Annotated in this window: 15 protein-coding genes; all 15 read left to right on the plus strand. The window is 43.6% G+C overall.

Going from position 1 to position 13,422, the window contains the following annotated elements:
* The first annotated feature begins 68 nt into the window (after positions 1 to 68).
* The 15 genes from rho to wecB all read left to right on the plus strand — a co-directional run bounded on the left by rho (position 69) and on the right by wecB (position 13,302).
* On the plus strand, positions 69 to 1,352 hold the full coding sequence (gene rho / locus AU377_RS05725) for a transcription termination factor Rho (protein WP_067405459.1): 1,284 nt from the start codon (positions 69 to 71) through the stop codon (positions 1,350 to 1,352).
* A gap of 334 nt (positions 1,353 to 1,686) precedes the next feature.
* Entirely contained in the window at positions 1,687 to 1,908 is a 222-nt protein-coding gene (rpmE, locus tag AU377_RS05730) for a 50S ribosomal protein L31 (protein ID WP_067405461.1), read from the plus strand.
* 138 nt (positions 1,909 to 2,046) lie between these two features.
* Positions 2,047 to 2,646 (plus strand): thymidine kinase, encoded by a 600-nt coding sequence (locus AU377_RS05735; protein ID WP_067405464.1) that lies wholly within the window; start codon positions 2,047 to 2,049, stop codon positions 2,644 to 2,646.
* Positions 2,647 to 2,772: 126 nt separating this feature from the next.
* Positions 2,773 to 3,849, plus strand: a complete 1,077-nt coding sequence (prfA, locus tag AU377_RS05740; protein ID WP_067405466.1) for a peptide chain release factor 1 — start codon at positions 2,773 to 2,775, stop codon at positions 3,847 to 3,849.
* On the plus strand, positions 3,842 to 4,696 hold the full coding sequence (prmC, locus tag AU377_RS05745) for a peptide chain release factor N(5)-glutamine methyltransferase (protein WP_067405477.1): 855 nt from the start codon (positions 3,842 to 3,844) through the stop codon (positions 4,694 to 4,696). The genes prfA and prmC overlap by 8 nt, the downstream gene beginning before the upstream one ends.
* 44 nt (positions 4,697 to 4,740) lie before the next feature.
* Complete coding sequence (locus tag AU377_RS05750; protein ID WP_067405479.1) at positions 4,741 to 5,322, plus strand: stage II sporulation protein R; 582 nt, start codon at positions 4,741 to 4,743, stop codon at positions 5,320 to 5,322.
* A gap of 60 nt (positions 5,323 to 5,382) precedes the next feature.
* Positions 5,383 to 6,408, plus strand: coding sequence for an L-threonylcarbamoyladenylate synthase (locus tag AU377_RS05755; RefSeq protein ID WP_067405482.1), 1,026 nt, complete (start codon positions 5,383 to 5,385; stop codon positions 6,406 to 6,408).
* Positions 6,409 to 6,474: 66 nt separating this feature from the next.
* Positions 6,475 to 6,978 (plus strand): manganese efflux pump, encoded by a 504-nt coding sequence (locus AU377_RS05760; protein ID WP_172794026.1) that lies wholly within the window; start codon positions 6,475 to 6,477, stop codon positions 6,976 to 6,978.
* Positions 6,979 to 7,036: 58 nt separating this feature from the next.
* Positions 7,037 to 7,483: a low molecular weight protein arginine phosphatase gene (locus AU377_RS05765; protein WP_067405487.1), complete on the plus strand. Its 447-nt coding sequence runs from the start codon at positions 7,037 to 7,039 to the stop codon at positions 7,481 to 7,483.
* Positions 7,480 to 8,781, plus strand: a complete 1,302-nt coding sequence (locus AU377_RS05770; RefSeq protein WP_067405490.1) for a methyl-accepting chemotaxis protein — start codon at positions 7,480 to 7,482, stop codon at positions 8,779 to 8,781. Before AU377_RS05765 ends, AU377_RS05770 begins: the two co-directional genes overlap by 4 nt.
* Before the next feature lie 152 nt (positions 8,782 to 8,933).
* Positions 8,934 to 9,374 carry a ribose 5-phosphate isomerase B gene (gene rpiB, locus AU377_RS05775; protein ID WP_067405496.1) on the plus strand — a complete coding sequence of 147 codons (441 nt, stop codon included), beginning with the start codon at positions 8,934 to 8,936 and terminating at the stop codon, positions 9,372 to 9,374.
* 100 nt (positions 9,375 to 9,474) lie between these two features.
* Positions 9,475 to 9,996: a TIGR01440 family protein gene (locus AU377_RS05780; protein WP_067406082.1), complete on the plus strand. Its 522-nt coding sequence runs from the start codon at positions 9,475 to 9,477 to the stop codon at positions 9,994 to 9,996.
* On the plus strand, positions 9,993 to 11,234 hold the full coding sequence (gene glyA / locus AU377_RS05785) for a serine hydroxymethyltransferase (RefSeq protein ID WP_067405498.1): 1,242 nt from the start codon (positions 9,993 to 9,995) through the stop codon (positions 11,232 to 11,234). The genes AU377_RS05780 and glyA overlap by 4 nt, the downstream gene beginning before the upstream one ends.
* A gap of 297 nt (positions 11,235 to 11,531) precedes the next feature.
* Positions 11,532 to 12,161 carry a uracil phosphoribosyltransferase gene (gene upp, locus AU377_RS05795; RefSeq protein WP_067405504.1) on the plus strand — a complete coding sequence of 210 codons (630 nt, stop codon included), beginning with the start codon at positions 11,532 to 11,534 and terminating at the stop codon, positions 12,159 to 12,161.
* Between the two features lie 19 nt (positions 12,162 to 12,180).
* Positions 12,181 to 13,302 carry a non-hydrolyzing UDP-N-acetylglucosamine 2-epimerase gene (wecB, locus tag AU377_RS05800; protein ID WP_067406084.1) on the plus strand — a complete coding sequence of 374 codons (1,122 nt, stop codon included), beginning with the start codon at positions 12,181 to 12,183 and terminating at the stop codon, positions 13,300 to 13,302.
* The last annotated feature ends 120 nt before the right edge of the window (positions 13,303 to 13,422 follow it).

A 13,422-nucleotide genomic window follows, 5' to 3' on the forward strand; every position in this document is an offset into this window, starting at 1 on the left:
AAAAACCTCAATCTAATCAATAAATAAAGATAAACTATCCATTAATTTAAAAGAGTGGTGCGGAAAAAATGACAACGTTAACAATATCAGCGTTGGAAAATATGACCTTAAAAGAGTTATATGCCCTCGCTAAACAATACAAAATTGCCTATTATGCAAAATTGACGAAAAAAGAGCTTATTTTCGCAATTTTAAAGTCTAGGGCTGAACAAGAAGGTTACTTCTTTATGGAGGGTGTACTAGAAATTATTCAATCCGAGGGGTATGGTTTCCTGCGGCCGATTAATTATTCTCCAAGTTCAGAAGACATTTATATTTCTGCCTCCCAAATTCGTCGGTTTGACCTTCGTAATGGTGATAAAGTGACAGGAAAAGTACGTCCGCCAAAAGAATCCGAACGTTATTATGGTTTGCTCCATGTGGAGGCTGTGAACGGGGAAGACCCTGAAGTAGCACGTGAACGTGTACATTTCCCAGCATTAACACCACTTTATCCGGATAGGCATATCCGTCTAGAAACATCCCCAAATAAGCTATCTACACGAATTATGGATCTTGTCTCACCGGTTGGGTTCGGACAGCGCGGACTAATCGTAGCACCTCCGAAAGCCGGTAAGACGATGTTGCTAAAAGAAATTGCGAATTCCATTACGACGAACTACCCAGATACAGAACTCATCGTACTGTTAATAGACGAACGTCCAGAAGAAGTAACTGACATCGAGCGCTCTGTGAAGGCGGATGTTGTGAGTTCAACGTTTGACGAAGTGCCTGAAAACCATGTGAAAGTTGCTGAGCTTGTGTTAGAGCGGGCAATGCGTTTAATCGAGCATAAGCGCGATGTCGTCATTTTAATGGATTCCATTACACGTTTAGCACGTGCTTACAACCTTGTGATCCCTCCAAGTGGGCGAACGCTTTCCGGGGGAATAGACCCAGCTGCATTTCATCGCCCGAAACGCTTTTTTGGAGCTGCCCGAAATTTGGAAGAAGGCGGCAGCCTAACGATTCTTGCGACAGCTTTGATCGATACAGGATCGCGAATGGATGAAGTCATTTATGAAGAGTTTAAGGGAACAGGAAATATGGAACTGCATTTAGATCGGAACTTAGCGGAGCGACGTATATTCCCGGCACTTGATATTCGACGTTCTGGTACACGGAAAGAGGAGTTGCTCATTCCATCCGATCAGTTAGAAAAACTATGGGCCATTCGAAAAACATTTTCCGATGCGACAGATTTCGCGGAACGCTTTTTAAGGAAGTTGCGCCAAACGAAAACAAACGAAGAGTTTTTCGACAAGCTTAATGAGGAAATGAAAGCACATCGCAATGGAAAAGGACTTCTATAAAATCCCATATGTTTATCACTAAAAAATAGTTGCATCGAAAAAACAAACTTGCTATAATAATTCAGGTATGTTAAATACGATCTGCTGCATATACGGCTGACGGTTAACGGGTCGTGTAAGGCATCAGTCTTATAATGAGGAGTTCAAAAACGAGGATGAAAAGGATCGAGGAGTACTAGGAAGCGAAGTTACGAGCAACGGAGCGTATTTTAATACGTGAGCAGCGGAGTGGCGAGCTGACAACGTAATCCGAAGATCATTTTTACCGGAGTCTTTTGAACAACCTCTTAAAAAACTCTGTTCCAGATGGTTCAGGGCGAGAGGAGAGAGATTGATGAAAGCAGGAATTCATCCAGCTTATAAAGTAGCAACTGTCACATGTTCATGTGGAAACACATTCGAAACAGGTTCTGTAAAAGAGGACATCCGAGTGGAAGTTTGCTCAGAATGCCATCCATTCTACACTGGACGCCAAAAATTTGCTGCAGCGGACGGCCGTGTCGACCGCTTCAACAAAAAATATGGTCTCAAAGAAGAAGGCCGCGACGAAGAGTAATCTTTCGCAATACCCGTCAGGTGCAAAGCGCCAGGCGGGTGTTTTTATTTAAACTACACAACAAATGAAAATAAAACGTTAATGACATGATATAAATACATTTAAAAGAAGTGCTGAAATGAAAGAGGGAAGAGTTATATGTACGTATCAATGCAAGGCGGTTGGATTGAAGTCATTTGTGGCAGCATGTTTTCGGGTAAATCGGAAGAGTTGATCCGTCGTGTTCGCCGTGCGCAATTTGCAAAGCAGAAAATTGCCGTGTTCAAACCGGAAATAGATGACCGCTTTAGTGAAGAAGCAGTCGTCAGCCATAATGGCACAACCGTTATTGCCTATCCGATCGCAGATTCTTCGCATATTGAATCCTTTTTGTCAGATAACTATGACGTCATTGCAATTGATGAAGCTCAATTTTTTGATGAGTCAATTGTCGATGTTGTCACAAGACTTGCAGACCGCGGCTTTCGCGTTATTTTGGCAGGGCTCGATCAAGATTTCCGCGGAGAACCATTTGGCCCAATGCCCCGCCTCATCGCAATTGCGGAGCATGTAACAAAATTGCAGGCGGTTTGTATGGTTTGTGGTTCGCCCGCAAGCCGCACGCAGCGCCTTATCAATGGACAACCTGCGGGATATGATGACCCGATTATTTTAGTAGGCGCGTCAGAGGCTTACGAAGCAAGATGCAGAAAACACCATGAAGTACCTAAAGGTGTTTCCATACCAACGACGAATTAATGCAAACGACAAACCCGACCGGTTCACCGGGCGGGTTTTAATCTTTAACACCAAGGAAAATATTGTATTAATTAATATTTATCCCGTACAATAAATGTAAAAACAGTCTGTAGAAGAGGTGGACGCATGTTTGAAAGGTTACAAGCGGTAGAAGACCGATACGAGCGGTTAAATGAATTATTGAGCGATCCTGAAATTGTTAGCGATATGGACAAGCTCCGCGAATATTCCAAAGAACAATCTGGTATTCAAGAAACGGTGGAAACATATCAGGCATATAAAAAGGCTGAAGCCGAACTTGAGAGTGCGAAAGAAATGTTAAACGACCAGCTTGATGATGAAATGAAAGAACTCGTTAAAATGGAAGTATCCGAACTGGAAGATACCATTGAAGACCTTGAGCAAAGGCTCAAAATATTACTCGTACCGAAAGATCCGAATGACAACAAAAACGTTATTATGGAAATTCGCGGTGCGGCAGGCGGCGATGAAGCGGCATTATTCGCAGGCAATTTGTTCCGTATGTACAGCCGTTTTGCGGAAATGCATGGCTGGAAAGTGGAAATTATGGACTCATCGCCGACGGAGCTTGGGGGCTTTAAAGAAATCATTTTCATGGTAAACGGAAACGGTGCTTATTCTAAGTTGAAATATGAAAATGGTGCCCACCGTGTTCAGCGTGTGCCTGAAACCGAATCGGGCGGCCGCATTCACACATCGACAGCAACTGTCGCATGCTTGCCTGAGGCGGAAGAAGTTGAAATAGATATTCATGAAAAAGATATCCGTGTCGATACATTCGCATCATCAGGGCCAGGCGGACAATCGGTGAACACAACGATGTCAGCAGTTCGTCTTACGCATTTGCCAACAGGCATCACAGTGTCCTGTCAAGATGAAAAATCCCAAATTAAAAATAAAGAAAAAGCGATGAAAGTGCTGCGTGCAAGAATTTACGATAAATTCACCCAAGAAGCGCGGGCAGAATACGATGAAAAGCGGAAGTCCGCAGTCGGTACTGGAGATCGTTCCGAGCGAATTCGTACGTATAATTTCCCGCAAAATCGTGTAACAGATCACCGCATCGGTTTGACGATTCAAAAGCTCGATCAAATTATTGAAGGTAAAATGGATGAAATTATCGACGCGCTCATCATGGAAGAACAAGCCTATCGTCTAGAAAGCTTAGATCGTAATGAATGAAAAAATATTTGAAGCGATTAAACGGGCTTCTGCTCTACTGGAAGAAAAAGGGCTAGAAACAAATATGGCTTCATTACTTATGGAATTTGTGACGAAAAAATCTAGCGCTTCCTTACTGGCAGATTGGCGCGAGCCACTGACAGAGGAACAACAGCAGCAATTTTGGTCGCAAATGCATGAGCTGCTTTCGGGCAAGCCGCTGCAATATGTTATTGGCCAAGAAAGTTTTTACGGTCGCCTATTTAAAGTTGACGCGAATGTTCTGATCCCGCGCCCGGAAACAGAAGAGCTTGTTTTTGAAGCGCTGAAACGAAGCCAGCTACTTTTTCATGATAAAGCCATTTCTGTTGTCGATATTGGGACAGGAAGCGGGGCAATTGCGGTGTCATTTAAAAAAGAATGGCCCGAAGCGAATGTCTATGCAACGGATATTAGTGAGGGCGCTTTAGCGATTGCTAAACAAAATGCTGAGGCATTAGAAGCGGCCATTTCTTTTCGGCGAGGCGATCTAACAGAGCCGATTGCCGACCGAAAATGGGATGTCGTATTATCCAATCCCCCGTATATTGCGTATGATGAGGCGGACCAAATGACAAATTCTGTCTTGGAGCACGAACCACATTGCGCTTTATTTGCAAAAGACGATGGATTGTATTTTTATCAACAACTTGCAAACACGCTTCCGCCGCTTATGAACAAACGATCACTAATAGGTGTGGAAATCGGCTATCAACAAGGTAAGGCTGTGCATAAGTTGTTCCAACAGGCATTTCCGAACGCGGCTGTGGATATCGTCCAGGATATAAATGGGAAAGACCGAATGATATTTTGCAAGACTTGTGAATAAATCTTCCACCTCCTGGCAACAATTTGTGTAGGAGGGGAAGAGATATGTTGCCAGATTACGAGATTGCAAAAAAGAAATCATTGTTTGAAAAGTTAACACCAATCATTGAATTCATCATATTATTAATCATCATTCAATCAGTCATAACATTATTCACAGTAGAGCGGGCGGACGAAGAATCGATTCGATTTCGCTTACTTGCACACTCTAATGCACCTGTGGATCAGCAAATGAAAGAAGCGATCCAGCAAGAAATAGAACCGATTATTCAGCAGGCAGTCGCAGCTTCGCAGTCAAAGGAAGAATTAGAGGCTAACTTACTCGCGATTGAAGAACAGATTGTTAGGGTCGCTCAATCGCTAGCCGGCAATAAAGAAATCACGCTTGAACGCAAAGAAGCATTGTTTCCGCCGAAACGATCAGGTTTATTGATTTATCCACAATCAAATTATGACGCGTATATACTGACAATTGGAAGCGGTCGAGGTGATAATTGGTGGTGTGCTTTATTCCCGAAAATCTGTTTTCCAGATGAAAAAGAGATGGAAAAAGAAAAGAAGGCAGAAAATGAGGAAAATGAAGTCACTTTCTTCGTATGGGAGTGGATAAAAAAGAAGTTTGCTTAGTGTTATCAACAACTTTTGTGGATAATTACGATGAATTGTGAATAAAAGGGGAATCAGCACGTGGAAACAACGATTATTTCAGTGGATAAATCTATGGATAAACAAAAAAGTTATCAACAGGCTGTGGATTTATTGGAAAGCGGCGGGGTTGTCGCCTTCCCGACAGAAACGGTTTATGGGCTTGGTGCAATTGCAACGAATGATGAAGCTGTACAAAAAATATTTGCGGCGAAGGGAAGGCCTTCTGACAACCCGTTAATTGTACATATTGGAAATATCGAAGAAGTTGAACGATATGCGACGGGTGTGACTGAAAATGCACAAAAATTGATGACAGCTTTTTGGCCTGGTCCGCTCACGCTTGTTTTTAATAAGATTCCTGGAGTAATCGCTGCAACCGTTACACCTGGCGTTGAGACCGTAGGGATTCGTATGCCAAACCATCCCGTTGCGCTTGAATTGCTACGTACATTGGAAGCGCCGCTTGCTGCACCGAGCGCGAATCGAAGCGGGAAGCCAAGCCCGACGGAAGCGATTCATGTCTATGATGATTTAAAGGGGCGTATCCCGCTCATTTTAGACGGCGGACAAACGGGTGTCGGTGTCGAGTCGACTGTGATCGATATGACGACAAATCCGCCAACGATTTTGCGGCCGGGCAGTATTACACAGGAAATGATCGAATCGGTCATTGGACAGGTTCATGCCGGAGGTGACTCTTCCGACAAAGAAGCACCGCGATCCCCGGGGATGAAATATCCACATTATGCCCCTCTTGCACCGCTATACATCATTCCGCAGGATGAAGGGCGATTAAATGCCATCGTAGATCAACTCCACCAGGAAGGAAAAAAGGTTGCTGTCATTGGTCCAAATGAATGGAATGGTTCAACAGCGGATTGGTATTTTGCAATAGGTGCAAAAAATGATTTGTCCGCGATGGCCGCTAATTTATACGGGGTTCTTCGTAAGTGCGATACGACAGAGGCTGATGTCATTTTAGCTGTGGAAACTGAACCAACTGGTATTGGTGCGGCAGTTATGAATCGGTTAATGAAAGCCGCGAATGGAAACAGATACGCATAACAATAACGAATGACCTTTCAATAGAGTGCATAGGATGAAAGAATGCTCTATGCGGGAGGTCATTATTTGATTGAGTTATTCTCAGCTGGCATTACGTCCATCGATATTATCGTTGTGTATAGCTTGTTACAAGTAAAAGAAGGAAAGCTTGCATTGGCGCTTTGGACCTCATTGCTAAATATGCTTTTTCCCTTTTTGGGATTTATTACCGGAGAATTTTCTATGTATTTTTTTACATCTTGGAGTAGTTTATTGTCCGGTATTTTACTAGCCTTGATCGGAATACATATGCTTTTACAAGACAACGAAACGGTTTCTGAATCGAAGCAGCTACCTCCCTTCGTCATTGCACTTGCGGTTTGTTTAGATACATTTTCCGTCAGCGTGTCGTTTGGAATGCTGCAAATGGACAAATTTATATTCATTTTAGCTTCTGGCATATTTGCCTTTACGCTAGCTTACTTATCCCTTACGTTGAAAGGGATCCTTGGCTTTAAAACGGGTCATCGATTAAGACGTTTTGCGGGGCTTGTACTTTTGATTATGGGTGTTTTGTCATGTATTCGTTGAAATTAAGCATGTCAAAATAGGTAAAACTCAGTTAATGTGGAAAGTAGGTGATAAGAATATGAATATTTACTTTATTTGTACAGGAAATACATGTCGAAGTCCGATGGCAGAGGCCATTCTTCGTTCAAAAGCGTTGGATGGTGTAACGGTCCGTTCAGCAGGGATTCATGCCGGAGATGGTTTTCCGATTGCGCAAAACGCCAAGCAACTAATCGAAGAATCATCCATGCCTTATACGCCAGTGTCTAGCTCTGTTTCTAGGGAGGATTTGGTCTGGGCGGATGTGATTTTGACAATGACAGAAGCGCATAAGGAAGCACTACTGTTTTCATTCCCGGAAGTAAAACACAAAACATTTACGTTAAAAGGTTATGTTCAATCAACAGATGGAAGGGACGTATTAGACCCATTTGGAGGAGATTTGGATACATATCGCCGTACATTTAATGAGTTGTCCAACATAATGGATGAACTTGTGCAAAAAATGGCAGGGGATCAATCATGACAATGGCCAAGAAAAAGAAATTTGGATTGCGTAAAAAGCTTGTCTTATTCGTTACGATTTTGGCAATTGTCACGTATACAACAAGTGCTTTATTTATTAACATTGTTCAGCCGTATTTCTTTCCAAAGGTTGAACTATTTTGGTTTGCGGTTATCACATATACGCTTGGTGTTGTATGGTCCGGCATTTTAGCAGCACTATTTAGTACGATTCTTATTAAACCGTTGCAAAATCTTGAAAAAGCCGCGATCCAAATAGCGGATGGAAAAATCGGAACGGAAATCGATTTGCCAAATTCTTCGGATGAAATTCGATCCGTCGCTGAAGCATTTCAACAAATGGTACATAACCTACAGGCGATCGTCGGGCAAATTGAGGTGAACTTTGAGAAAACAGCCGACATTGTGGACAAACTATCAGCAGAAACAAGAGTCGCAACTGGACAAGCCGAGGCAGTGGCGTCCACGATTACGGAAATTTCAACAGGTGCTGAAGAATCGGCAATGGCTATACAAGAAACCGCAGAGGCAATCGAAGACATTCGGCAATTGGCAGTCGAAGTGAATCATCGGGCAGAAAATTCTTCATTGCGTTCAAAAGAAATGCTTACGGGGCTGCAACATACATCTGAAGCCTTCCATACAATTGTGACCGGCATTCAAAAAATGTCATCCCAAAGTGAACACTCTTTAGAAACGATACGAGACCTTGATAACAGTGCGAAAAGCATTAGTGAAATTGTTCAGCTTGTTGGCAATATCGCGACGCAGACGAACTTACTAGCGCTAAACGCTTCCATTGAAGCTGCTCGTGCCGGTGAACACGGGAAAGGCTTTGCGGTCGTTGCAGAAGAAGTTCGGATTCTTGCAGATGAAAGTGCCGCAGCGGTGAAAGGAATTTCAGCACTCGTCGGTCAAATTCAAATCGATGTCGCGAAAATCGTTAGCGGTATGGATGAACTAGTTCGAACTGCATCGCTAGAAGTCATGCATGCGAACAAAGCGAGTGAAGAAATGCAGACGATGACGGATCAAGTAAACGGTATGGCGGCCGCAGTGACTGACATCACAAACTTAATGGAACGCCAACTCGTTAATATCGAAATAACAGGCCGCCAATCACAGGAAGTAGCAGCCATCGCAGAAGAAACTTCCGCGGGAGCGCAAGAAGTAAGAGCGGCAACCGAAGAACAAGTGCATTCAATTGAACAGGCAGATGCCATTACCAGTCATTTGAAAAATCAATCAGAGCAACTGTATCAAGTGATCAATCAATTTGATCGGACAAAGTACGATTAGTAGCGATCGCTTTCCCGATTGATAAGAACTGAAATAATTAATAATACTATAAAGACCATATTACAGCTCTAATTTTGATTAGGGCTGTAATTTTTCAAATTATAATGATAGAATGAGTTGTGAGTAAATTATGAAAAGAGGATCAGTGCGACATGAAAATAGCAATTTCTTCCGATCATGGCGGCAATCATCTACGTCGAGAAATCGTTCAGCTTTTAAGTGAATTAGGCGTTGAATTTGTAGACCTTGGACCGGATTCAGATGATTCTGTTGATTATCCTGACTATGCGGGTGCTGTTGCAAACGGCGTGGCATCAGGCAATTATGACAGAGGGATACTCATTTGTGGGACGGGCATTGGGATGTCTATCGCAGCTAACAAAGTAAAAGGAATTCGTTGTGCACTTGTTCATGATGTATTTAGTGCAAAAGCAACGAGAAATCACAATGACTCTAACGTTCTTGCAATGGGCGAGCGCGTTATCGGAGCAGGCCTCGCGAGAGAAATTGTAAAAGCATGGCTAAGCGAGCCGTTTGAAGGCGGAAGACATGAGCGTCGTGTAGGCAAGGTAATGGAATTAGAATCCAAGTAAAAGACAAATAGGTAGTCGTCAAACTGGAATTGTGAAGGGCAGTGATCGTGTGGATGCGCTAAATTTATGGAAGTTACAGGTGGAACAGTTATTATCGGAAATGGCCGAACAAGTTGAATTGGTGCCAGATACATTATTCGTTGTTGGCTGTTCGACATCTGAAATTGCCGGGAAGAAAATTGGGACATCTGGTGCACTTGAAGTGGGAGAAACTCTTTTCACACCTTTAAAACAATTTGCAGAAAAGCATCAGCTTCATTTAGCTTTCCAAGGATGTGAGCACATTAACCGTGCGCTTACAATTGAAAAGAAAGCTGCCGAAAAATTTAACTTAGATCCAGTTTCTGTCGTTCCGGCGATGCATGCGGGCGGTTCAATGTCCCATTATGCTTATCGTCATATGAATGATCCGGTCGTTGTAGAATCTATTCAAGCCAATGCGGGAATCGATATTGGACAGACATTAATAGGCATGCATTTGAAGCCTGTCGCAGTCCCAATTCGAACCTCGATTCAAAAAGTTGGGGATGCGGTAGTAACGGCGGCCACGACTCGACCAAAACTAATTGGTGGAGCACGTGCGGTTTATACACTAGAGGAAGAAGGGGAAATGGACAAATGAATTTAGAAAATGTGAAAAAAGACGATGTAGCAATCTATGAAGCAATTAAAGCAGAGAAAAAACGTCAGCAATCTAATATTGAATTGATTGCATCTGAAAACTTCGTGACAGAAGCAGTCATGGAAGCACAAGGATCTTACTTGACAAATAAATATGCAGAAGGCTACCCAGGTCGCCGCTATTACGGCGGTTGTGAGCATGTCGACGTGGTGGAAAACATTGCACGCGACCGTCTGAAAGAAATTTTTGGTGCAGAATATGCAAACGTTCAGCCGCACTCTGGTGCACAAGCAAATATGGCTGTTTACTTTGCAACATTGAAACCAGGCGACACAGTACTTGGTATGAACTTATCCCATGGTGGACATTTAACGCACGGCAGCCCAGTAAACTTCTCTGGTGAGCTATATAATTTCGTGGAGTACGGTGTGAGTGAAGAAGACGAGCGCATCGATTATGAAGATGTTCGTCAAAAAGCACTTGAGCACAAGCCAAAAATGATCGTTGCAGGTGCAAGTGCATATCCACGTGAAATTGATTTCGCGAAATTCCGTGAAATTGCGGATGAAGTCGGTGCAATTCTATTTGTTGACATGGCGCATATTGCAGGTCTTGTGGCAGTTGGCGAGCACCCGAATCCAGTACCGCACGCACATTTCGTAACATCTACAACACATAAAACATTGCGCGGTCCACGTGGCGGTCTCATCTTATCAACAGAAGAAAACGGTCGCAAGTTAGACAAATCGATCTTCCCTGGCGTACAAGGCGGTCCGTTAATGCACGTTATTGCTGCAAAGGCAGTGGCATTCGGAGAGGCACAGCAACCGGAATTCAAAACATATATCCAACAAGTGAAAAGCAACGCAAAAGCACTTGCTGAAGCACTAATTGCAGAAGGTGTTGACATCGTTTCTGGTGGTACGGATAATCACCTCGTACTCGTAAACCTTCGCTCACTCGGCATTACAGGAAAAATCGCAGAGCACGTACTTGACGAAGTAGGCATCACAGTGAACAAAAACACGATTCCATTCGATCAAGAAAGCCCATTCGTCACATCTGGTATCCGAATCGGTACACCAGCTGTCACAACACGCGGCTTCAAAGAAGAAGAAATGAAAGAAATCGCTTCAATCATGGCAACACTTCTAAAAGACCATGAAAATGAAGCAGTGAAAGAAGAATCAAGCAAGCGCGTAGCTGCGTTGACTGACAAGTTTCCGTTATATGAATAAGAAGTAACGAACGGAGCCGCTATTTTTAGCGGCTCCGTTTTGCTCTGTCTGGATCGTACCAACTAGTTGTCGAGTTTCCCTAAAAGTAGATCGGGTTTCCCGCACCGTACCCTGAGTTTCCCTGATTGCCCGTGGAGTTCCCCAGAAAGCCCACTGAGTTCCCTGAAACAACAATGATTCCCGAAGTCCGTCTAAATATTCCACAAAAAAGAACATCTTCAAAGCACCACATTCGGCGTGCCGCTTTGGAATCATTCTGTTATAATGTACAAGACATTCCGAAAAGGAGCGATTATTATGCCAAAAGTACATGTTTTTGATCACCCGCTCATTCAGCATAAACTGACTTACATACGAGACATTAACACAGGAACAAAGGAGTTCCGTGAGCTCGTCGACGAAGTTGCAACTCTCATGGCTTATGAAATTACACGCGAACTGCCACTGCAGGAAGTTGAGATTCAAACACCAGTTTGCACTTCCAAAACCAATGTCCTAGCTGGTAAAAAGCTCGGCATTGTGCCAATTTTACGGGCGGGAATTGGAATGGTAGAAGGAATACTGAACTTAATTCCAGCCGCAAAAGTTGGTCACATCGGACTCTACCGTGACCCGGAAACATTATTGCCAGTTGAATATTATGTAAAGCTTCCTTCCGACGTTTCAGAGCGTGAATTTATTCTCGTTGATCCGATGCTTGCAACAGGGGGATCTGCGATTGAAGCAGTGAATTCCTTGAAAAAACGCGGTGCGAAAAATATTCGTTTCATGTGTTTGATCGCAGCACCTGAAGGCGTGAAAGCGATGACGGACGCACACCCAGATGTGGACATTTACATTGCAGCACTTGATGAGAAGCTGGATGAAAAAGGTTATATTGTGCCAGGACTTGGTGACGCTGGCGACAGACTTTTCGGAACAAAATGAATCGGAAGGCGTGAAAGTATTGAAGAAAAAATGGAAAGTGATGACGATTTTTGGTACGCGGCCGGAGGCGATTAAAATGGCGCCGCTCGTCTTAGAATTGCAAAAGCATTCAGATGATATTGAATCGATTGTAACGGTTACGGCCCAGCATCGCCAAATGCTTGACCAAGTATTAGATACATTCGGCATCACCCCGGACTATGACCTCAATATTATGAAGGATCGCCAAACGCTTATAGACGTTGCGACGCTAGGGCTTGAAGGGTTAGATCGGATTATGAAAGAGGCGCAGCCCGACATTGTACTCGTTCATGGTGACACGTCCACGACATTTATCGGAAGTTTGGCAGCATTTTACAACCGAATTGCGGTTGGACATGTTGAGGCTGGACTCCGTACGTGGGATAAATATTCCCCGTATCCAGAAGAGGCGAATCGCCAACTGACAGGCGTCATTGCGGACCTGCATTTTTCGCCAACAGAAAAATCGGCGCAAAACCTTTTAAATGAAGGGAAGCCGGCAGACCGAATTGTTGTAACTGGAAACACTGCCATCGATGCACTTCAAACAACTGTTCGCGAACAATATTCACACCCAGTTCTTGAAAGACTAGGGACAGACAAGCTTGTTCTGTTAACAGCGCACCGCCGAGAAAACCTAGGCGAACCGATGCGCAATATGTTCCGTGCGATTAATCGATTACTTGCGAAGCATGAAGACATTCAAGTCATTTACCCTGTTCATATGAACCCAGCTGTACGGGAAGTAGCAGATGAGCTGCTTGGCGACAATGATCGCGTTCATTTAATTGAGCCACTAGAAGTCGTTGATTTCCACAACTTTGCAGCACGTTCACATATCATTTTGACAGATTCCGGCGGTATTCAAGAAGAAGCACCGTCACTTGGCAAACCAGTCATTGTTTTACGCGACACGACGGAGCGGCCGGAAGGCATTGAAGCTGGAACACTAAAGCTAGCAGGAACAGATGAGGAGACAATTTTCTCGTTGACCGACACACTTTTAACAAACGAAGAAGAATATACAAGAATGGCGCAAGCATCCAATCCATATGGAGATGGGCATGCTTCAGAACGTATTGTTGAAGCGCTGAAAAAATACTTGTCTGCGCAAGCATAAGACATAACTCACAAAATACGGGGTTATCCCAGAAGTGCCTGGCTCTTCATTTGGGAATAGCTCCGTATTTTCTCGAGGAAGCCCATCGTGTATTGAGTAAGAGATCCTTCAATTTTACTT

It is taken from the genome of Sporosarcina sp. HYO08 (genome assembly GCF_001563475.1).
GTDB lineage: Bacteria > Bacillota > Bacilli > Bacillales_A > Planococcaceae > Sporosarcina.